Here is a 22,089-nt window from a genome sequence, read left to right as displayed (position 1 = left end):
AGTAAAGGTAAGAAAACATATTGAAAAAATGTTAAAATTTTTAACATTTTTTATATTCAGAAGGGATTAAACATACGGGAATCGGATTCATTTTATGTTGGTTTATTGTGTTTAACTTCTTATAAATTTCAAAAACTTCTTTTTCTCTTCCGGAGAAATTTTCAGCGTTTTTATTGTTTTCCGCCGCAAGCATTGCCCATTCTAACTCATCATAACTTGCTCCAAGTTGATCTTCGTCAGTTCTTGAATCGCCAAATAATCCATCGGTTGGTGCTGCATTTTGAATAGATTCGGGAATTTCTAAATAAGCTCCCAAAGCATAAACATCACTTTTCATCAAATCCGCAATCGGACTCAAATCAACTCCGCCATCGCCATATTTGGTATAAAAACCAACGCCAAAATCTTCTACTTTATTTCCTGTTCCAGCCACAAGTAAACCGTGAATTCCCCCTAAATAATATAAGGTTGTCATACGCAGTCTTGCTCTGGTATTGGCTAAAGACAAATTTAACTTCACTTCATTATCTGAGCTTGGCATTTCTTTTTTAAATGTTTCAAATACCGAAGTCAAATTGGTTTCAACACTTTTTACATTCGGGAATCGCTTTTTTAATTGCTCAATATGTTCCCTTCCGCGGCTCACTTGTGTGCTGTCCTGATGGATCGGCATTTCAACACATAAAGTGGTTAAGCCCGTTTGAGCACAAAGCGTAGAAGTCACAGCCGAGTCAACTCCACCTGAAATTCCAACTACAAAACCATTCACATTCGCATTTGTTGCATAATCCTTCAACCATGTAACAATAAAGGTGTTAATTTCCCCTACCTTAATAGTACTTTTTTTTGCCATTTGTTATGAAAATTTTTAGAAACTGCACTGTATATTTGCAAATGTAAAAAATCAAAAGGGTTTTAATCGGTTTAACATTCGTTAATTTTAAATGAAAAAATATATAGTTGCAGTAGTCCTTTTAGTTGGTTTAATCTCTTGTGATAAAAAATCAAAAATCGAAAAGGCAATAGAAGAAACACCCCCGATTTCACTTAAGGTATATCGATTTGAAAAAGCCTTTTTTGAAACACCACCAAATGAGTTACAAAATCTAAAAGCCGAATATCCTTTTTTCTTTCCCGAAGGTGTGCCGGATAAAGTTTGGATAGAAAAAATGCAAAATCCGTTATGGAAGGAATTGTTTCAGGAAGTAGAGAAGAAGTATTCTGATTTTGGAAAGCAAACTTCAGAAATTGAGGATTTGTTTAAACACATAAAATATTTTTTTCCAACAGCTACGATGCCAAAAGTGTATACGGTTATTGCTGATATGGATTATAACAATAAGGCAATATACGCTAATGACAAACTTGTAATTTCTTTGGAATTATATCTTGGTGCAAATCATAAATTCTATGAATTCCCTAAGTATTTAGAGCAAAATTTTGAAGAAAGACAAATGATGCCCGATATCGTTACGAGCTTTTCTCTAGGAAAAATTCCGCCGGCAAGAGAAAAGACATTGCTTGGTGAAATGATATATTATGGCAAGCAATTATACCTGAAAGATCAGTTATTGCCTACCTATACAGATGCTGAAAAAATTGGCTATCTACCCGAACAAATTACTTGGTGCCAGGAAAACGAGAGTTATATTTGGCGCTACTTTATAGAAAAAGAATTGCTCTATAGCGCTGATTCTAAATTGCCCGGACGCTTTACAAATTTGGCGCCTTTTTCTAAATTTTATTTAGAAATCGATAACGAATCTCCCGGAAGAGTAGGACAATGGATTGGATGGCAGATTGTCCGTTCGTTTATGCAAAATAATGAAGTCAGTATGCAGGATATGCTGAAAATGGATGCCAAAGAACTATTTGAAAAATCAAAATACAAACCCAAAAAGACTGATGAGTAAAAACATTACCTCCGAAATAAAATTCCTTGTTGAATTAGATGAAAACCGTGTTCCTGAAAAGCTAAGCTGGTCAGCACAAGACGGTGGCGTTGAACAAGAAGAAGCAAAAGCCATGATGCTATCAATTTGGGATAGCAAAGTGCAGGAAACACTTCGTATAGATTTGTGGACAAAAGAGATGCCTGTTGATGAAATGAAAAAGTTTTTTCATCAAACCTTGGTTGCTATGGCCGATACTTTTCAGCGTGCAACACAAGATGAAAAAATGGCTGATACCATGAGAGATTTTTGTGATTATTTTGCCGAAAAATTAGAGTTGAAAAAATAAATTCTAAAACTGATTCAAGTCTTTAAAGACTTCTGTGTTTACATCGTCAATATATTGCAAAACTATTTCTCTTCCTGTGTTTTCTGTTGCCGAAGTAACAAAATGTTGTGGCATTTCTTCCCAGTTATTGGCTAAAAGCGCTTTTCTGTAAGCGGCAATGTTTGAATCAATTTTTCCACGGCTTATCTTATCCGCTTTAGTAAAAATGATGCAGAAAGGTACTTCAATTTCACCCAAATAATTGATGAATTCCAAGTCGATTTTTTGTGCTTCTAACCGAATATCGATTAGCACAAAAGCGCAAACCAATTGTTCTCTTTTTTCGAAATAATCGGTTATGAATTCCTGAAAAACTTCTTTTGTTTTCTTAGAAACCCGAGCATAGCCATAACCGGGCAAATCGACTAAAAACCAATTGGAATTTATTTTAAAATGATTTATAAGTTGTGTCTTCCCTGGTTTTCCTGATGTTTTTGCCAAATTTTTATGATTGGTCAGCATGTTGATTAAAGATGATTTCCCAACATTAGAACGACCTATAAAAGCATATTCAGGCAAACGTTCCAAAGGACATTTGCTGACATCAGAATTGCTGATAATAAATTCGGCAGTGTTAATTTTCATCTTTATAAATGAACTTCTTTTAACCATTCATCAAGTAAACGGTTGAACTCGTCAGGATGCTCCATCATGGCAGCGTGGCCGCATTTGTCTATCCAATACAATGAAGAATTAGGCATTAATTTGTGAAATTCTTCCGCTACTTCAGGTGGTGTAACCTGATCGTTTTTCCCCCAAATTATACAGGTTTTAACATGCATTTTTGGTAAATCTTTAGCCATATTATGACGAATCGCACTTTTTGCAATAGTCAATGTTTTAATCACTTTTATTCTGTCATTAACTACAGCAAAAACTTCGTCAACTATTTCTTTTGAAGCCACTTTTGGGTCATAAAAAACAGCTTCTGCTTTTTTCTTTATATAATCATAATCACCACGCTTTGGATAACTGTCTCCCATAGCACTTTCATACAATCCTGAACTTCCCGTAATTACAAGACCGGCAACTTTTTCAGGATACATTTTAGCATGATACAGAGCTATATGTCCACCAAGAGAATTTCCCAAAAGAATAACACGATCAAAACCTTTGAAAGTAATAAAGTCTTTGACATATTTTGCAAAAGCTTTCACGTTGGTTTTTAAAATATTTTGGGTATAAATAGGCAACTCAGGAATAATTACTTTATATCCTTTAGACGAGAAATAATCAGCAACGCCATTAAAGTTACTCAAGCCACCCATTAACCCGTGTAAAACGACTATTGGTGTGCCTTCTCCGGCTTCAAAATAGGAATATCTGCCTTCTTTTTTAAATTTTCCTTCCATGTGATTTTTTTGAGTTTTGCCTCGCAACAAATATATGATTTTATAGATTAAAACCCATTTATATAAGGATTATTTACTACTAAAATTGACAATTTCGTCAACACTCCATCAGAAACGAATAAAGCATTAATTGTCAACAATTGCGAAAATAAATTTAGTCTAAATAGGGAAGTTGAAAAGTATTAAAAATCAATTTTCAAAATCACTTTTTCCTAATTTCCCGACTTATTTTGATGATTTTTTAAAAATTAAACAGACAGATTTTCTTAAGTTTTTTTGCAATATGGGATTAAAGTGGTAAAACTTATTAACAAAGTGGTATTTTGTGGTAAATTGTGGTAAATATTTTTATATTTTTGCTGGTAACCAGAATAAAACCAAATTGAACACCATAATCGGAACATACGAATGCAAGGTTGATGCCAAGGGAAGACTCATGATTCCTTCGGCGTTGAAGAAGCAACTTGCTAATTCTCTTCAAGATGGCTTTGTCTTGAAGCGTTCCGTTTTTCAACCTTGTTTAGAATTATATCCAATGACAGAGTGGAATTTGATGATGCAAAAAATCAACAAACTCAACCGCTTTGTAAAGAAAAATAACGACTTCATCCGTCGATTTACTGCCGGAGTAAAAGTGGTCGAAGTTGACGATTTAGGAAGGTTGTTAATTCCGAAAGATTTAGTTGCGTTTAGCAAAATATCGAAAGATATCGTTCTTTCTTCTGCTGTCAATATAGTGGAGGTTTGGGATAAAGATTTATATGAAAAATCGATAGCAGGCGACGATATTGATTTTGCAGACTTAGCCGAAGATGTAATGGGGAATGTAAATGACGATGAAAATGGAATATCATAATCCGGTTTTACTGAAAGAAACTGTTGACGGACTTAATATCAAACCTGACGGAATTTATGTGGATGTGACTTTTGGCGGCGGCGGTCATTCTAAAGAGATTTTAAAACGATTAGGACCAAACGGAAAACTATTCGGATTTGACCAGGATGAAGATGCTCAGGCAAACGCTTTACCAGATGAAAGATTTACGCTCATACCTGAAAACTTTAGATATATCAAACGTTTTTTGAGGTTTCACGGAGTGAAAAGTGTCGATGGGATTCTAGCAGATTTAGGTGTTTCATCACATCAGTTCGATGTTCCCGAAAGAGGTTTTTCTACTCGCTTTGATGCCGAATTAGATATGAGAATGAGTAAAAAAAATGAGTTGGACGCGTTCAAAGTGGTAAATGAATATGATGAAGCCAATTTAAAAAGAGTGTTTTTGGATTATGGCGAATTGAAAGTTGCTCCGGCTCTAGCTAGAACAATAGCTGAAGCAAGAGGAAAGAAAACTATCAAAACAACTGACGAATTAAAAATTGTTCTGTCGAGGTTTTTGCCCGAACAACACAAAAATAAAATCCTGGCTCAAATCTATCAGGCAATAAGAATTGAAGTGAATCAGGAAATGGATGTTTTAAAAGAATTTTTAGAACAATCACTTGAAATATTGAAACCGGAAGGAAGATTAAGCGTGATATCCTACCATTCTTTAGAAGATAGATTGGTAAAGCGTTTCATAAAAAACGGAATGTTTGAAGGTGAACCTGAACGCGATTTTTTCGGAAACTTTTCAGTTCCGTTTAAAAGCATTGAAAAGTTAATCGTTCCAACCGACGAAGAAATAAAAGAAAACAACAGAGCAAGAAGTGCCAAGTTAAGAGTAGCTGAAAAGAAATAGAAATGAAAAAAGGAGTTTACAGCATATTAAAAGCTAGGTTTTTAGTCAATGAAGATGCCACAAGAAACTGGCGTTTCATAGTTTTTTTGTTTCTGTTAGCACTTTTGATGATAGGCAATACACACCGATTTGAGCAAAAAGTATTTCGTATAACAGAATTGACAAATGAAGTAAAAGAATTGCGCTCCGAGTTTGTTGACAAACGCTCCGAATTAATGAAGTTAAAAATGGAATCGACAGTTTCAGAGAAAATGGAAGAAAGAAAGATTTTTCCATCGTCAGTTCCACCACAAAAGATAAAAGTTAAAAAACCAATAGAAAAAAGTTTCTTTCAAAAATTATGGCAGTAGAAGATAAACATATCTCTTACCGTATTTATTTAGTTGCGTTCAGCATCTTCATAATGACTATAGCAATTGCTTTTAAGCTGACTAAAATTCAATGGTCAGAAGGAGATTATTATAGAAAATTAGCCAAAGAAAGAACGGTTAAGAACTTTGTGATTCCAGCCAATAAAGGAAATATTTATTCTTCAGACGGAAGTTTATTGGCAACCTCAATTCCAAATTACAACATCCGTTTTGATGCTGTAGCTCCAAAATCTGAAAATTTTGAGACGAATGTAAAACCATTAGCCGATTCATTATCAAAAATGTTAGGCAAACCAAGTTCTTTTTATCACACCCAACTAAGAATGGCTCGTGCCAATAAGAACAGGTATTTATTAATTGCTCGTGACTTAAGCTATACAGAATATATCAAAATTAAAGGTTTTCCACTTTTTAATTTAGGAGCGAATAAAGGCGGAATGATTACCGAGCAGGAAACCGTTCGCGAACATCCAATAGGAAAAATTGCCGAAAGAACAATTGGTTATGACCGAATTGACGAAAACGGAACCCGCGTTGGTAAAGGAATTGAATGGTCTTTCAGAAAATATTTAAATGGAAAAGACGGCAAAGTCTTAAAACAAAAAATCGCCAAAGGCCAATGGAAACCTATTCGCGATGTGAATGAAGTTGATCCGCAGGATGGTTATGATGTGATTTCAACTATCGATGTTTATATTCAGGATATTGCGCATCACGCTTTGTTAAAACAATTAAAAGAATTCAAAGCAGAACACGGTTGTGTTGTGGTAATGGAAACCAAAACCGGAAGAGTAAAAGCCATCTCTAATCTCGGAAAATTAAAAGAAACCGATTCGACTTATTTTGAAACTACAAATTATGCAATAGCCGAATCACACGAACCGGGTTCAACCTTCAAACTGGTTGATATGATTGCCTTGTTAGATGATAATAAAGTAGACACCAGTAAGGTTTATGACAGCAAAGGCGGAATAATTGATTACCGAGGAAGCAAAGTCCGTGATTCTCACGAAGGTGGTTATGGAAGAATTTCTTTGGCTCGTGGTTTCGAAGTTTCTTCAAATACTATAATGGTTCAGGCGGTTTATGAAAACTATAGAAACAATCCACAACAATTTGTAGACAGAATCGACAGAATGGGATTGAACAAACCATTAGGATTGCCATTTCAGGGAGAAGGACAACCTTATATTCCGCAACCCGGAGACAAACATTGGAGCGCTATTTCGCTACCATGGATGGCTTTTGGATACGGTGTTTCTGTAACTCCATTACAAACATTGACCTTGTATAATGCAGTTGCAAACAACGGCGAAATGATAAAACCACAATTCGTTTCCGAAATAAAAGAATGGAATAAAGTCATCAAAACCTATAATAAAGAAGTCATCAATCCGAAGATTTGTTCTGACGAAACAATCAAGAAGTTAAAAGCTGTAATGCAAAACGTAGTTAAGAAAGGAACAGGTTCGAAGTTGTATTCCAAAGATTTTTCTATGGCTGGTAAAACTGGAACAGCGCAAGCCAATTATGGAAAAAACGGCGGAAATGACAAACATTACATTTCTTCTTTCGTTGGATTTTTTCCAGCCGAAAACCCTAAATATTCCTGTATTGTAGTGGTTCACAAACCAAATACTTCGGGCAATAATTATTATGGCGCTGATGTAGCCGGACCGGTTTTCAAACGTATCGCACAAAAGATTTTTACCGATTCGCCATCAACAAATGAAATCAAAAATCTGAATAAAAAAATCAGCAAACAGGAAGTGGCTTACGACGATTATAAAATCAAATCAAATGCTGAAATCAAAGTTATTCCAAATTTAAAAGGAATGAGCGGAATGGATGCTGTGGCGCTTTTAGAAAATTTAAAACTAAAAGTAAAAGTTATCGGCATCGGAAAAGTAAAAAAACAATCAATTCCGGCTGGAGCTTCTTTGAATAAAAATCAAACAATCATACTCGAATTATCGTGATAGTTTTAAAAGACATACTATATAAAGTTGCCATCGAGGCTGTAAAAGGTTCGACAGAAATGTGCATCAACAAAATCGAATTCGATTCAAGAAAAGTTGTTGAGAATGATGTTTTTGTTGCCATTCGCGGAACAGTTTCTAACGGTCACGACTTTATCGAAAAAGCCATAAATCTCGGAGCTATAGTAATTGTTTGTGATACTTTACCGGAGGTAATTGTTACCGGAGTTACTTATATCGAGGTCAAAGACACCAATACAGCTTTGGCATTTTTGGCAGCAAACTTTTATGGAAATCCATCACAAAATCTAAAATTAGTTGGCATTACCGGAACGAATGGTAAAACAACCATCGCTTCTTTATTATACCAATTATTCCAAAAAGCAGGCTACAAAGTTGGATTGCTTTCAACCGTAAAAATCATGGTTGATGATAAAGAATACAAAGCAACGCACACCACACCGGATTCATTAACTATTAATTATTATTTGGCAGAAATGAGCGAAATGGGTGTTGAATATTGCTTTATGGAAGTAAGCTCGCACGGAATTCATCAAAAACGTACCGAGGCCTTGCATTTTGAAGGTGGCGTTTTCACGAACTTATCGCACGACCATTTAGATTATCATCCAACATTCGCCGAATACCGCGATGTAAAAAAATCATTTTTTGACCATTTGCCAAAATCAGCTTTTGCATTGACCAACATCGATGACAAAAACGGTTTAGTGATGATTCAAAATACGGCCGCCAGAAAACTGACGTATGCGTTGAAATCGTATGCCGATTTTAAAGCACAAATTCTCGAAAATCAATTATCAGGATTATTGTTGAAGATAAATGAAAGCGAAGTTTGGGTTCGCTTAATCGGAACTTTTAACGCCTATAATTTATTGGCAATCTACGGAACTGCAATCGAATTAGGATTGGATAAATTAGAAACATTGCGATTATTATCAGAATTGGAAAGCGTTTCAGGACGATTCCAGTTTATTGTTTCAAATTTCCAAATTACAGCAATTGTAGATTATGCACATACGCCGGATGCTTTGGAAAATGTCCTGAAAACCATCAATGACATTCGTTCTAATAATGAACAATTGATAACTGTAGTAGGTTGTGGTGGCGATAGAGATAAGACAAAAAGACCAATCATGGCAAACATTGCTTCGACCATGAGCAATAAAGTAATCATTACTTCTGACAATCCAAGAACCGAAGATCCAATTGACATTATTGCCGACATGGAAGAAGGCGTACAGCCACAAAATCAAAGAAAGACATTGTCCATTGTTGATAGAAAACAGGCTATTAGAACGGCATGTCAATTGGCAGGCCCAAATGATATTATTCTAATTGCCGGAAAAGGACACGAAACCTATCAGGAAATTAATGGCGTTCGCTACGATTTTGATGATATGGAAATTGTAAAAGAAATTTTAGAACAACTGGACAAATAACCGAATTAACAAATAACCGAATATGCTATATTACTTATTTGAATACCTCGACAAAACAATGGACATTCCTGGAGCAGGAGTTTTCCAATATATCACTTTTCGTTCGGCTTTAGCGTTGATACTTTCGCTAATGATTTCAACCATTTACGGAAAAAAAATCATCACTTTCCTGAGAAATCAACAAGTAGGTGAAACCGTAAGAGAGCTTGGTTTAGAAGGTCAAACTCAAAAAGCAGGAACGCCAACAATGGGTGGATTAATCATCATCATTGCTACTTTGATTCCGGTTTTATTGCTAACCAAACTGAATAATATCTACATCATCCTTTTGGTAGTAACCACACTTTGGATGGGAACCATAGGATTCATTGATGATTACATCAAAATTTTCAAAAAAGACAAGCAGGGTTTAAAAGGAATTTTCAAAGTAGTTGGTCAGGTTGGTTTAGGTTTGGTTGTTGGTTCGGTGTTATATTTTAATCCAAATGTAACAGTTAGAGAAAGATCATCTACGCCGATTTCTTTCAATCAAACGGAGAACGTTATTAAAGAAACACCTGCTGAAATCAAATCTACAGTTACCACAATTCCGTTTACTAAAAACAACGAATTAGATTATGCCAAAATCATCGAATGGACTGGCGATGGTTATGAAAATTGGGCTTGGTTGGTTTTTATTCCAATCGTAATTTTTATCATTACAGCGGTTTCAAACGGAGCCAATTTAACTGATGGAATTGATGGCTTAGCCGCTGGAACTTCTGCTATTTCGGTACTCGCTCTCGGAATTTTTGCCTTCGTTTCGGGTAACGTTATTCTTTCAAGCTATCTGAATATCATGTACATTCCTAATTCAGGAGAAATGACGGTTTTTATTTCGGCTTTTGTTGGAGCACTAATCGGATTTCTTTGGTACAATTCCTTCCCGGCAACGGTGTTTATGGGTGATACAGGAAGTTTAACCATCGGTGGAATCATCGCGGTCTTAGCTATTTCTGTTAGAAAAGAAATGTTATTACCGGTATTGTGCGCCATCTTTTTCGCCGAAAATTTATCAGTGATTTTACAGGTTTCTTATTTCAAATACACTAAGAAACGTTTTGGGGAAGGAAGGCGAATTTTTCTCATGTCGCCATTGCATCATCATTACCAAAAGAAAGGATATCACGAAAGTAAAATTGTTACCCGTTTTTGGATTGTAGCAATTCTATTGGCTATAGTTTCTATTGTGACATTAAAACTGAGATAATGCAACGATTGGTAATACTTGGTGGTGGAGAAAGTGGCGTGGGAACAGCCATTTTGGGGAAGAAACAAGGATACGATGTTTTTGTTTCCGACTATGGACAAATAAAAGACAATTACAGAGAAGTTCTTAAACAATATGAGATTAAATGGGAAGACGAAACCCATACCGAAAGCCTGATTCTGAATGCTGATGTGGTAATGAAAAGTCCTGGAATTCCTGAAAAGGCACCAATAGTAAAAAAGCTGATAGAAAAGGGAATTCCGGTGATTTCTGAAATTGAATTTGCAGTCCAGTTTACCAAGGCAAAAACCATCGGAATTACAGGAAGCAACGGCAAAACAACAACAACAATGTTAGCCTATCATTTGCTGAAACAAGGCGGATTGAATGTTGGGTTAGCAGGAAACATTGGTAAGAGTTTCGCCTGGCAGGTTGCCGAAGAAAATTACGATTGCTATGTGTTGGAATTGAGCAGTTTTCAATTAGATGGAATCATAAAATACAGACCGGACATAGCCATAATAACAAATATAAGTCCGGATCATTTGGACAGATATGAATATAAATATGAAAACTATATAGCATCAAAATTCAGAATAACAATGAACCAAACCGAGAATGATTTTTTCATCTATGACGCCGATGATGAAGCGATTTCAGAATGGTTCAAAACAAACAAAACAAAAGCACAATTAATTCCTTTTTCATTGACAAAAACATTTGAAAACGGAGCATTTATAAAAAACGACACTATGGACATCATCATCAACAACGAAGAATTTGAAATGAAAACCGGAGAAGTTTCTCTGGAAGGAAAGCACAACATGAAAAACGCTATGGCAGCAACCTCTGTAGCACAGCTGATGAAAATCAGAAAAGAAACGATTCGTGAAAGCTTATCCAATTTTCAAGGTGTAGAACATCGTTTGGAAAAAGTACTCAAAATCCAAAATGTGCAATACATCAATGATAGCAAAGCGACCAATGTAAACGCTACTTTCTTTGCTTTAGACAGCATGACAGTGCCAACCGTTTGGATTGTCGGTGGTGTTGATAAAGGAAATGATTACAGCGAAATCATGTCGTTAGTTCGCGAAAAAGTAAAAGCAATCATTTGTCTTGGTGTCGATAACAAAAAAATAATCGATGCTTTCGGAAATGTAGTTGATATGATGGTCGAAGTGGATAATATGCGTGACGCTGTAGTTACGGCTATGCATATTGCAGAAAAAGGTGATGCAGTTCTATTATCTCCGGCCTGCGCAAGTTTCGATTTATTTCAAAATTACGAAGACAGAGGAAATCAATTTAAAGCAGCGGTAAAGAATTTGTAAAAAAGCAATCAGCAATCAGCAATTAGCTGTTAGCAAAATATAAAAAGCTAAAGGCTAACCGCTGATAGCTAAAAGCTAAAAAAATGAAAGAACTAATAAACAGCTTAAAAGGAGATAAAGTCATCTGGGCATTCGTTGCCTTGTTGGCGCTATTTTCGTTTATGCCTGTTTTTAGCGCGAGCAGCAATTTGGCCTATATGCGTCATGGTTCAGGAAATGCATTTACTTATTTACTGAAGCATGCAGCCCAAGTTCTCGTTGGATTTTTTATTCTTTATAAAGTCCATAAAGTTCCATATCATTACTTCAAAACAATTTCCAAAATTCTATTGCCCGTTGTTTGGATTTTACTGATTTACACCTTGCTAAAAGGAACGATAATCGAAGGGGCCAACGCGAGTCGATGGATTCAGATTCCGTTCATTGGCATTACGTTTCAAACTTCTACACTGGCCTCAATCGTGCTGTATGTTTTTGTAGCACGCTATTTATCCAAGAAAAGAGAAACTCCAATCACGTTCCAAAACTCACTTTGGGAATTGTGGACGCCGGTTTTTATTACCTTAATTTTTATTCTTCCGGCAAATTTATCTACAGCTGCTTTAATATTCTCAATGGTATTGATGTTGGTTTTTATTGGAAAATACCCGTTGAAATATATCGGAATCATAGTCGGAGCTGGAATTATAGGATTGACATTTTTCATATTAGTAGCCAAAGCTTTCCCGGATGCATTTCCAAATCGTGTTGATACTTGGATTGCCCGTATTGACAACTTTACCAGCGACAAGCCCGATGAAGATGATTATCAAATCGAAAAGGCAAAAATAGCTATTGCTTCAGGTGGAATTTACGGACTTGGTCCCGGAAAAAGCGTACAGAAAAACTTCCTGCCACAATCATCTTCCGATTTTATCTACGCCATTATTGTGGAAGAATACGGATTAGTTGGCGGATTATGTGTCTTGGGATTATATCTATTATTATTATTCAGATTTGTTGTCGCTGCACATAAATCCAACACGCTTTTCGGAAAACTCGTCGTCGTCGGCTTGGGTTTTCCCATAATTTTTCAGGCGATGACCAATATGGCTGTAGCTGTAGAATTGTTACCTGTTACCGGACAAACATTGCCTTTGATTAGTAGTGGAGGAAGTTCTATTTGGATGACGTGTATTGCACTTGGAATTATTTTAAGTGTGACCAAAAAAGAAGAAGAAATAGCAGAAGAACAAGCTGAAAAACAAAAACGTGAAGACGCTCTACAAAAGCTAATCGATAAACAATTGCAGGAAGATGAAGAAGCAGAATTGGAAGATTTTTCAATTGTAGATACAGCAAATCCAATGAGTGCTGTTTTAAATAAAAAATAAAATGAGAAAGCTCAAATTCATATTAAGTGGTGGCGGAACCGGTGGGCATATCTACCCGGCGATTGCTATTGCCAATGAATTAAAATTGCGTTTTCCCGATGCTGAATTTCTTTTTGTTGGTGCCGAAGATAAAATGGAAATGCAAAAAGTACCACAGGCAGGCTATGAAATTGAAGGACTTTGGATTGCAGGTTTACAACGAAAACTAACCTTGCAAAACCTGATGTTTCCGCTGAAAGTGACAAGCAGTTTGTTGACATCCCGAAAAATATTAAAAGCATTCAAACCTGATGTCGTAATTGGAACAGGCGGTTTTGCCAGTGGCCCTTTATTACAGATGGCAAACATGATGAAGATTCCAACGGTGATTCAGGAGCAAAATTCCTATCCGGGAATTACGAATAAGTTGTTAAGTAAAAAGGCCAATACAATTTGTGTGGCTTATGAAAATTTAGAGCGGTTTTTCCCAAAAGAGAAAATTGTTATCACAGGAAATCCGGTTCGTCAGGATTTATTGGAAATTGATTCTAAACGTAAAGAAGCCATTAAGCATTTTAATTTAAATCCAAATAAAAAAACGCTCTTGGTACTTGGCGGAAGTTTGGGTGCAAGAAGATTAAATCAATTGATTGAAAAAGAAATTTACAATTTGGTTTCAAAAGACATTCAGATTATCTGGCAATGTGGCAAATTGTATTATCACGATTACAATCATTTTTCTGATGGCCAGCTAGTACAAGTGGTTTCGTTTATAGACCGAATGGATTTGGTTTACGCTGCCGCAGATTTTGTAATCTCTCGAGCCGGAGCTTCATCAGTCTCCGAGTTGTGTTTAGTTGGGAAACCGGTAATTTTTATTCCGTCACCCAATGTAGCCGAGGACCATCAGACCAAAAATGCCAAAGCAATTGTAGATAAAAAAGGAGCCATTTTGATTAAAGAAAGTGAATTGGATTTCACCTTCGAACCGATATTTTCGAATTTAATTTTCAATGAAAATTTGCAAAAAGAATTAAGCGAAAACATCAAAAAACTGGCTAAGCCAAACGCTACAAAAGACATAGTTGAACAAATAGTTAAGTTGATAAAATAAGTGAATCTAAACCAAATACATAACGTCTATTTCATCGGAATTGGTGGCATCGGAATGAGTGCTTTGGCTCGGTATTTCCAAAACATTGGAAAAAATGTTTCGGGTTACGACAAAACGCCAACCATGCTTACGGATGAATTGATAGCTGGTGGAATGTCGATCCATTTTGAAGACAATATCAACTTAATTCCGGCAGATTATTATGTCGAAAACACGTTGGTTATTATCACACCGGCGGTTCCAATTTCACATTCGGAATGGAATTATTTTAATGAAAGAGACTATGTTGTAAAAAAACGAGCCGAAGTCTTGGGAATTATTACCAAAGACACTTTTTGTTTCGCCGTTGCCGGAACGCACGGAAAAACAACAACATCCAGTATTCTTGGTCATATTTTATACGAATGTGGTACCGATGTCACGGCATTTATTGGCGGAATTGTAGAAAATTATCATTCCAATTTAATTGGAAACGGAAAAACGGTTACTGTAGTTGAAGCCGATGAGTTCGACCGTTCGTTCCTGCATCTGCATCCAAATATTGCCTGTGTAACATCAATGGATGCTGACCATTTGGATATTTATGGCGATAAAAATGCGATTGAAGATTCCTTTAGAGAGTTTGCTGATAAAGTTGAAGACAAAACCAAAATATTTGTTCCAAAAGGTTTACAGTTAGAAGGATTAACTGTCGGAATTGATGAAGATGCAACTTTCAAAGCGTTTAACATCAGAATTGAAAATGGATATTATGTTTTCGATGTGCAAACGCCATCCGAAACAATTGAAAATATACAGTTCGGTTTACCCGGAAGACACAATTTAATGAATGCCATGATGGCTTTAGCGATGGCTAAAACTTTTGGTTCCCCAACCAAGACCATCGCTAAAGCTATGGCTTCATTTAAAGGAATCCAACGCCGGTTTTCGTATCAGATTAAGAATGAAAATCTCGTTTATATTGATGATTATGCTCATCATCCAACTGAAATTAATGCAGTGCATCAGGCAGTTCGCGAATTGTATCCGAATGAAAAAGTACTGGCGATTTTTCAACCGCATTTGTTCAGCAGAACCAAAGATTTTGCCGATGATTTTGCCAAAAGCTTATCGCAATTTGACGAAATTTTGTTTTTAGATATTTATCCGGCACGCGAATTACCAATGGAAGGAATTACTTCAAGCTGGCTGCTTTCCAAAATGGAAAATCCAAATAAAATATTGGTTTCAAAAACGGATTTAATTCCGACAATTTTAAAAAGTGACGCTAAAATAATTGTGACGATTGGCGCCGGAGATATTGGTGAATTAGTTCCAAAAATTAAACAAGCATTATCATGAAGATTTTCACTTGGACAAATATTCGATTAGTATTGATGATTATAGTTGTAATCGCCCTGTTTTCGTTTACTTCTTATAGAAATGAGCATCGAAAAATTAAGAAAACAGAGGTTGTTTTTGTCGGCGAAAGCACGCTTTTTTTGAAGCCCGAAATGGTTAATAAATTGTTAATAGAAAAAAATCAAGACCTAAAAACAATCAATAAAGTTGATTTAGATTTGAAGAAATTGGAAGCTTCTATCAACAAACAGGAAATGATCCAGAAAGCGGATGTGTTTGTCAGTGTTGATGGTGTTTTAAAAGCGGTGGTGAAACAAAAAACACCAGTAGGAAGAGTATTCGATGAGGCAGGTTCTTTTTATATTGATTATGAAGGAAATAAGATGCCGTTATCAGATAATTATACAGCCAGAGTGCCGCTACTATCGGGGGAAATTACAGTAGTAAAAAAAGAAAAATTATCTGAAGTTTTAAGGATGATTAATGAAGATGAGTTTTTGAAAAAAAACATCATTGGTGTGCAGGTTTTGCCTAACGGCAGCTTGGTTATGGCGAACAGAAATTACGATTTTCAAATAGATTTCGGACGAGCTATTAACATCGACAAGAAATTTAAAAATTATAAAGCGTTTTTTCAAAAGGCTGTTTCAGACAGCACTTTGAACAAATACAAAAGGATTAACCTGAAGTTTACTAAGCAAGTAGTTTGCATTAAATAGAAGATTATGGAAAAAGAGAATATTGCAGTTGGATTAGACATTGGAACAACCAAGATTGTTGCCATGATTGGCAAGAAAAATGAGTATGGAAAGTTAGAAATTTTAGGTGTTGGAAAATCCAAAAGTCTTGGTGTTGCTCGTGGTGTGGTAAACAATATTACCCAAACTATTCAATCTATCCAGCAGGCAGTTATTGAGGCAGAAGCAAATTCAGGATACAAAATTAATGATGTGGTTGTTGGCATTGCAGGACAACACATTCGCAGCATTCAACATACCGATTATGTAATCAGAACAAACCCTGAAGAAGTAATCAGCGGTAGAGATATTCAGTTGTTGATTGATCAGGTAAATAAATTGGCGATGCTTCCGGGAGAGGAAATAATCCACGTTTTGCCACAAGAATTTAAAATCGACGGACAATCTGAAATAAAAGAACCAATCGGAATGTATGGCGGAAGATTGGAAGCCAGCTTTCATGTAGTAGTTGGACAAGCGTCTTCTATCAGAAACGTGGGAAGATGCATCCAAAGTTCAGGCATTGAATTATCCGGATTGACATTAGAACCATTAGCTTCGGCTGATGCGGTTTTGAGTCAGGAAGAAAAAGAAGCCGGTGTTGCTTTGATTGACATTGGTGGAGGAACAACAGATTTAGCCATTTTCAAAGACGGAATCATTCGTCACACTGCAGTGGTACCTTTTGGTGGAAATGTAATTACAGATGATATCAAAGAAGGTTGTTCAATTATCGAAAAGCAAGCTGAATTATTAAAAACAAAATTCGGTTCAGCGTGGCCGGGTGAAAATAAAGACAACGAAATTGTATCAATTCCGGGATTGAGAGGAAGAGATCCAAAAGAGATTTCTTTGAAAAACTTGTCTAAAATAATTCATGCCAGAGTTGTTGAAATCATCGAGCAGGTTTTTACCGAAATCAAAGCTTACGGACACGAAGATCCACGCAAGAAACTGATTGCCGGAATTGTATTAACAGGTGGTGGTTCGCAATTGAAACACATCAAGCAATTGGTGGAATATATTACAGGAATGGACACCAGAATTGGTTATCCAAACGAGCATTTGGCGGGCAATTCAAGCGAAGAGATTTCAAGTCCATTATTTGCAACAGCAGTTGGATTGGTGATGAACAGCATCGAAAACAATTCAAATAGTGCCTACAAAATTGAATTGAAAGAAGTTGCGGTCGAAGCTCCAAGACAAGCCGCATTTCAACCAGTAGCTCAGACTCAAGTTGTAGAAGAAAAAGTCGAAACTGTTTCCGATGCAATTGAAGAAGAAATCAACCTTGAAACTGAAACAACAGAAAACAAAATTAAAAGATCATTTTTTGACCGTTATGTTGAAAAGATTAAAGACTTTTTAGATAACGCCGAGTAGATGGAAGCGGAAAGATGGAAGTAAAAAATAAGACAAAGAAATACAGAATATATAATACCTAACAAACCAAAATAGTATGATAAGCAACTCAGAATTTGGAAACATCTCATTTGATTTACCAAAGAATCAATCAAATGTGATTAAAGTAATCGGAGTTGGTGGCGGCGGAAGTAACGCTATCAATCACATGTTCCAGCAGGGAATCAAAGGCGTTGATTTCATCGTTTGTAACACCGACTCACAAGCACTTCAAAATAGTCCGGTGCCAAATAAAATTCAATTAGGTGTTAACCTGACGGAAGGACTTGGTGCAGGAGCAAATCCGGATGTTGGACACCAATCAGCGATTGAAAGCATTGGCGACATTGAAAAAATGTTGGATACCAATACCAAAATGGTTTTCATCACAGCAGGAATGGGCGGTGGAACCGGAACAGGTGCTGCGCCGGTAATTGCACAACTTGCTAAAGAAAGAGATATTCTTACGGTTGGAATCGTAACTATTCCGTTTCAATTTGAAGGGAAAGTGCGTTCTGAACAAGCATTGTTAGGTGTTGAAAAATTAAGAAAACAAGTCGACTCTTTGATTGTTATCAATAACAATAAATTGAGAGAAGTTTATGGAAATCTTGGTTTCAAAGCAGGATTCTCAAAAGCTGACGAAGTGTTAGCTACAGCTTCTCGTGGAATCGCAGAAGTAATTACACACCATTACACTCAAAACATCGATCTAAAAGACGCTAAAACTGTTTTATCAAATAGTGGAACTGCGATTATGGGTTCTTCTACTGCAACTGGTGATAACCGTGCAAAAGAAGCCATCATTTCTGCTTTGGATTCTCCATTATTAAATGACAATAAAATTTCAGGTGCCAAAAACGTATTGTTGCTTATCGTTTCGGGTTCTAACGAAATTACTATTGACGAAATTGGAGAAATCAATGACCATATTCAATCCGAAGCCGGACACAATGCCAATATCATTATGGGTGTTGGTGAAGATGAAACTTTAGGAGAAGCTATTGCGGTTACCATTATTGCTACAGGTTTTAATGTGGAGCAGCAAAACGGAATTGTAAATACAGAGGCTAAGAAAATTATTCACTCATTAGATGGTGAACATAAATTAGAGCGCGATTTAACCCAAAAACCAGTTGAAGTTTTCACAGCAATTGATACTCCGGTAATCGAAGTTAAGGAAGAAAAAATAGTTTTCGAATTAATCGAAGATGAGATGGAAATTCAAACTCCGCCTGTTGCTGAAATTGAAGAAATAGTTTCTCCGGCTGCTATTATCGACGAAAACGAATTGATTGCTATGAATCATTTCATCAGAAACTTAGATGTAACTTTTGAAATCGTTTCGCCAATCAATGACATCGATTTCAAAGTAACAACTCCGGAAGTTAAAGAAATGAAAGTTGTTGAACCAATTATCGAGAAAGAAGAAGAGCAAATCACCTTCACTTTTGATATGCCGGCAATGCCAACATTCGAAAGAGTTGAGGAAGTTCAGAAAATTGAAGCAGTTGAAGAAAGCAAAATTGTTTTCGATTTATCGGAATCATCAGTAAATGAAATCGTGGTAAACGAACCAGTGCAATTTGTACCAATGACTGAACTCAACGAAGAAGGCGTTATCAAATATTCTTTAGAAGAATACATGGAGTTGGAAAACGATTTGTTAAACTCAAAACCAGCAGCTGCAGCTATCGTTGAAGAGCCAATTGCCGAAGAGTTAAACATCACCATGAAAGTAGAAATTACTGAAAAACCAAGCGCAATCATAAGCCATTTTGAAGACATTTCACCTGTCGAAATGACTATCGAAGAAACCCTGAAACACAGAGCTGACGATAGAAGAAAGAAATTAAAAGAGTTCAATTATAAATTCCATAACAACCCTTCAAAAATTGAAGAAATGGAAAAAGAACCGGCATACAAGCGTCTTGGAGTAGATTTGTCAAATAATGCTCAAGCTGAGACAAACTCAAGAATGTCTATAGGAACTGATAGCAACGACGATACACAGTTGCGTTCAAACAACTCATTCTTGCACGACAATGTAGACTAGTCTACAGATAACCCCAAAATGTTGACCCGAAAATTTCATTGAGATTTTCGGGTTATTTTTTTTACCTTCGCAGAGCTTTTTTAGAAGCGAATGGTTCGGGCATTATTGTCATCCATTTTCCCGCTGTCCGCGCTACACGGTAGCTCGCTACCATCAGGGCTAAGGGAAAAACCATTTGAATCTAAGAAGTCTAAAAGTCTAATAATCTAACAATCTAAAAGATGAGTTTATCAACCCAAATAATGGACGAAATGAAAAATGCCATGCGTGAAAAAAATACCATTGCATTAGAAGCACTTCGTGCCATCAAATCAGAAATCTTATTAGCACAAACTGCCGGAGGTTCGTCAGAAATCACCGAAGCCGACGAAATCAAGATTTTACAAAAACTGGTAAAAATGCGTAAAGACAGCGCATCAATATTTACAACACAAAACCGTCCTGACTTAGCAGAACCGGAATTAGCACAAATCGCCGTAATCGAAAAATTCCTTCCTGCACAACTTTCAGAAGCAGAAGTAGAAGCAATAGTTTCTAAAATAATAGCAGAAACCGGAGCATCAGGAATTGCTTCAATGGGAAAAGTTATGGGATTGGCATCAGCACAAATCGGTGGAAGTGCGGAAGGGAAAACTATTTCGACCATAGTTAAGAAACTTTTAGTATAAATTAAGTGCGAGGTGCGAAGTTGGAAGTACGATTTAACTTCGTACCTCGTACTTCTAACTTTGTACTTAAAAAGGCTGCGTAGTTCAACTGGATAGAATATCAGATTTCGGCTCTGAGGGTTGGGGGTTCGAATCCCTTCGCGGTCACGAATAAATAAAATAGCGGGAAAAAATGTCCAAACTTGTTTGAGCATTTTTTCCCGCTATTTTATTTTCAAAGCGGAGCTTTGAGGGAACTTGCATAGCAAAATCCCTTTATTTTCAAAGCGGAGCTTTGAGGGAACTTGCGTAGCAAAATCCCTTTATTTTCAAAGCGGAGCTTTGAGGGAACTTGCGTAGCAAAATCTCTATGTCAGGTTTGCACAAATTTACAATTTACCGAATAACTTATCAATCGCCACTTTAGTTAACGATACTGTTGCTCCGCCTTCTTCACCATTGTTATAACTTATCTTCATCTTCACGTTGACTACATTCATAGCTTTAGTATAATGAAGGGTTACTGTTTCTGTGGGTAATTCAATCTTAATATCTTCCTTTGGTAAGTTTGTGAAGCCATCCGCAATGACACTATAGAATCCTTCCAGAGCACCATCAATATCTTTAAAGCTGAAGGTTTTAAATTCAGCTACTTGTGGCTTATTGTTATTTTGGTATTTGAAAGTAACTAAATCACCTGTTTTTGTTATTTCAATAGTACTCATAGTAGGTGTACCCAACTTACCTATAAGAACTGGTTTTGCTTCAGTTTTACCAATCTTGATTTGAGCGGTGGTTGCAAGGGCAAAGAATAGCATTGATAATGATAGTAGTTTTTTCATAGTGAAAGGCTTTTTAATTATATACTTGTTATCTTCTTTAAATCGGATATGGTTTTGGTTGGATTTTCCGCTTTAAAAACAAAGTTTCCGGCTACAAGTACATCTGCACCTGCTTTTACTAATTGAGCCGCATTTTTATCGGTAACTCCTCCGTCGATTTCAATTAAGGTTGATGCGTTTTTTCTATTTATTAACGCTTTTAGTTTTTCAATTTTAGTATATGTATTTTCAATAAAAGATTGTCCACCAAAACCAGGATTAACACTCATTAGGCAAACCATATCAATATCATTAATTACGTCTTCTAATAAATCAATACTAGTGTGCGGATTTAGCGCGACTCCGGCTTTCATTCCTTCTGCTTTTATTGCTTGTAACGTTCTGTGTAAATGTGTGCAGGCTTCGTAGTGAACGGTTAATATATTAGAACCTAATGTTGCAAAAGTCTTGATGTATCTGTCAGGATCGACAATCATTAAGTGTACGTCAATGGTTTTTTTTGCATGCTTTGTAATGGCTTCTAAAACCGGCATTCCGAAAGAAATATTCGGAACAAAAACTCCATCCATAATATCAATATGAAACCAGTCGGCTTGGCTGCTGTTGATCATTTCGATATCGCGTTGTAAGTTGGCAAAATCGGCAGCAAGGACTGATGGGGCAATAAGTGTATTTTTCATTCTAGTTATGTTGTTTGTGCAAAAGTAAATTATAATTAGAGAACCTGAAACAAGTTCAGGTTAAAAAAATAAAACTCGGTAATCAGCCGGAGTTTCAATCATCACACGAGGCGAAGCCGAACTGGCGGAGCGTAAGCGGAGCAATCAAAAAATAT

21 protein-coding genes and 1 tRNA gene are annotated in these 22,089 nt (G+C 36.3%); 17 read left to right on the top strand and 5 right to left on the bottom strand.

Annotation, left to right across the window (positions count from 1 at the left end):
• Positions 1-40: 40 nt before the first annotated feature.
• On the bottom strand, positions 41-853 hold the full coding sequence (gene nadE / locus L1S35_RS01530) for an NAD(+) synthase (RefSeq protein ID WP_236395990.1): 813 nt from the start codon (positions 851-853) through the stop codon (positions 41-43).
• 91 nt (positions 854-944) lie between these two features.
• On the opposite strand from nadE, the gene gldB reads away from it, so the two are divergent.
• Together gldB and gldC are read left to right on the top strand one after the other, a co-directional pair.
• On the top strand, positions 945-1,913 hold the full coding sequence (gene gldB / locus L1S35_RS01525) for a gliding motility lipoprotein GldB (protein WP_236395988.1): 969 nt from the start codon (positions 945-947) through the stop codon (positions 1,911-1,913).
• The gene (gene gldC / locus L1S35_RS01520) at positions 1,906-2,241 is read left to right on the top strand and encodes a gliding motility protein GldC (protein WP_236395986.1); all 336 of its coding nucleotides are present in this window, start codon (positions 1,906-1,908) and stop codon (positions 2,239-2,241) included. The genes gldB and gldC overlap by 8 nt, the downstream gene beginning before the upstream one ends.
• 3 nt (positions 2,242-2,244) lie before the next feature.
• Here gldC and yihA read toward each other — a convergent pair whose 3' ends face one another.
• The gene (gene yihA / locus L1S35_RS01515; RefSeq protein WP_236395984.1) at positions 2,245-2,865 is read right to left on the bottom strand and encodes a ribosome biogenesis GTP-binding protein YihA/YsxC; all 621 of its coding nucleotides are present in this window, start codon (positions 2,863-2,865) and stop codon (positions 2,245-2,247) included.
• A 2-nt stretch (positions 2,866-2,867) separates the two neighbouring features.
• A complete protein-coding gene (locus tag L1S35_RS01510; RefSeq protein ID WP_236395982.1) occupies positions 2,868-3,632 on the bottom strand; it encodes an alpha/beta fold hydrolase in 765 nt (254 codons plus the stop codon).
• Between the two features lie 382 nt (positions 3,633-4,014).
• Between L1S35_RS01510 and mraZ the strand changes: the two genes are divergently transcribed.
• From mraZ to L1S35_RS01435, 15 genes are all read left to right on the top strand, one after another.
• Positions 4,015-4,488 (top strand): division/cell wall cluster transcriptional repressor MraZ, encoded by a 474-nt coding sequence (mraZ, locus tag L1S35_RS01505; protein WP_236395980.1) that lies wholly within the window; start codon positions 4,015-4,017, stop codon positions 4,486-4,488.
• Positions 4,463-5,371: a 16S rRNA (cytosine(1402)-N(4))-methyltransferase RsmH gene (gene rsmH, locus L1S35_RS01500; protein WP_236395978.1), complete on the top strand. Its 909-nt coding sequence runs from the start codon at positions 4,463-4,465 to the stop codon at positions 5,369-5,371. Before mraZ ends, rsmH begins: the two co-directional genes overlap by 26 nt.
• A gap of 2 nt (positions 5,372-5,373) precedes the next feature.
• Positions 5,374-5,721: an FtsL-like putative cell division protein gene (locus L1S35_RS01495; protein WP_236395976.1), complete on the top strand. Its 348-nt coding sequence runs from the start codon at positions 5,374-5,376 to the stop codon at positions 5,719-5,721.
• Entirely contained in the window at positions 5,712-7,721 is a 2,010-nt protein-coding gene (locus L1S35_RS01490) for a PASTA domain-containing penicillin-binding protein (protein ID WP_236395975.1), read from the top strand. Before L1S35_RS01495 ends, L1S35_RS01490 begins: the two co-directional genes overlap by 10 nt.
• Complete coding sequence (locus tag L1S35_RS01485; protein ID WP_236395974.1) at positions 7,718-9,181, top strand: UDP-N-acetylmuramoyl-L-alanyl-D-glutamate--2,6-diaminopimelate ligase; 1,464 nt, start codon at positions 7,718-7,720, stop codon at positions 9,179-9,181. The genes L1S35_RS01490 and L1S35_RS01485 overlap by 4 nt, the downstream gene beginning before the upstream one ends.
• Before the next feature lie 22 nt (positions 9,182-9,203).
• Entirely contained in the window at positions 9,204-10,430 is a 1,227-nt protein-coding gene (mraY, locus tag L1S35_RS01480) for a phospho-N-acetylmuramoyl-pentapeptide-transferase (RefSeq protein WP_236395973.1), read from the top strand.
• Positions 10,430-11,764: a UDP-N-acetylmuramoyl-L-alanine--D-glutamate ligase gene (gene murD / locus L1S35_RS01475; protein ID WP_236395972.1), complete on the top strand. Its 1,335-nt coding sequence runs from the start codon at positions 10,430-10,432 to the stop codon at positions 11,762-11,764. The genes mraY and murD overlap by 1 nt, the downstream gene beginning before the upstream one ends.
• Before the next feature lie 83 nt (positions 11,765-11,847).
• Entirely contained in the window at positions 11,848-13,137 is a 1,290-nt protein-coding gene (locus L1S35_RS01470) for an FtsW/RodA/SpoVE family cell cycle protein (RefSeq protein ID WP_236395971.1), read from the top strand.
• A 1-nt stretch (position 13,138) separates the two neighbouring features.
• Entirely contained in the window at positions 13,139-14,230 is a 1,092-nt protein-coding gene (gene murG / locus L1S35_RS01465; protein WP_236395970.1) for an undecaprenyldiphospho-muramoylpentapeptide beta-N-acetylglucosaminyltransferase, read from the top strand.
• Positions 14,231-15,571, top strand: coding sequence for a UDP-N-acetylmuramate--L-alanine ligase (gene murC / locus L1S35_RS01460; RefSeq protein ID WP_236395969.1), 1,341 nt, complete (start codon positions 14,231-14,233; stop codon positions 15,569-15,571). It abuts the gene before it with no gap.
• Entirely contained in the window at positions 15,568-16,290 is a 723-nt protein-coding gene (locus tag L1S35_RS01455; protein WP_236395967.1) for a cell division protein FtsQ/DivIB, read from the top strand. The genes murC and L1S35_RS01455 overlap by 4 nt, the downstream gene beginning before the upstream one ends.
• Positions 16,291-16,296: 6 nt before the next feature.
• Complete coding sequence (gene ftsA, locus L1S35_RS01450) at positions 16,297-17,691, top strand: cell division protein FtsA (RefSeq protein ID WP_236395965.1); 1,395 nt, start codon at positions 16,297-16,299, stop codon at positions 17,689-17,691.
• 76 nt (positions 17,692-17,767) lie between these two features.
• Positions 17,768-19,765 carry a cell division protein FtsZ gene (ftsZ, locus tag L1S35_RS01445; protein WP_236395963.1) on the top strand — a complete coding sequence of 666 codons (1,998 nt, stop codon included), beginning with the start codon at positions 17,768-17,770 and terminating at the stop codon, positions 19,763-19,765.
• A 221-nt stretch (positions 19,766-19,986) separates the two neighbouring features.
• A complete protein-coding gene (locus tag L1S35_RS01440) occupies positions 19,987-20,433 on the top strand; it encodes a GatB/YqeY domain-containing protein (protein ID WP_236395961.1) in 447 nt (148 codons plus the stop codon).
• Positions 20,434-20,506: 73 nt separating this feature from the next.
• Positions 20,507-20,580, top strand: a tRNA-Arg gene (locus L1S35_RS01435).
• 221 nt (positions 20,581-20,801) lie between these two features.
• Here the strand turns inward: L1S35_RS01435 and L1S35_RS01430 are convergent.
• Positions 20,802-21,254, bottom strand: a complete 453-nt coding sequence (locus L1S35_RS01430; RefSeq protein ID WP_236395959.1) for a hypothetical protein — start codon at positions 21,252-21,254, stop codon at positions 20,802-20,804.
• A 17-nt stretch (positions 21,255-21,271) separates the two neighbouring features.
• Positions 21,272-21,934 (bottom strand): ribulose-phosphate 3-epimerase, encoded by a 663-nt coding sequence (gene rpe, locus L1S35_RS01425; RefSeq protein WP_236395957.1) that lies wholly within the window; start codon positions 21,932-21,934, stop codon positions 21,272-21,274.
• Positions 21,935-22,089: the final 155 nt, after the last annotated feature.

It is taken from the genome of Flavobacterium anseongense, from assembly GCF_021608185.1.
GTDB classification, from domain to species: Bacteria; Bacteroidota; Bacteroidia; order Flavobacteriales; family Flavobacteriaceae; genus Flavobacterium; species Flavobacterium anseongense.
This window is presented reverse-complemented; position numbering and strand designations above follow the sequence as displayed.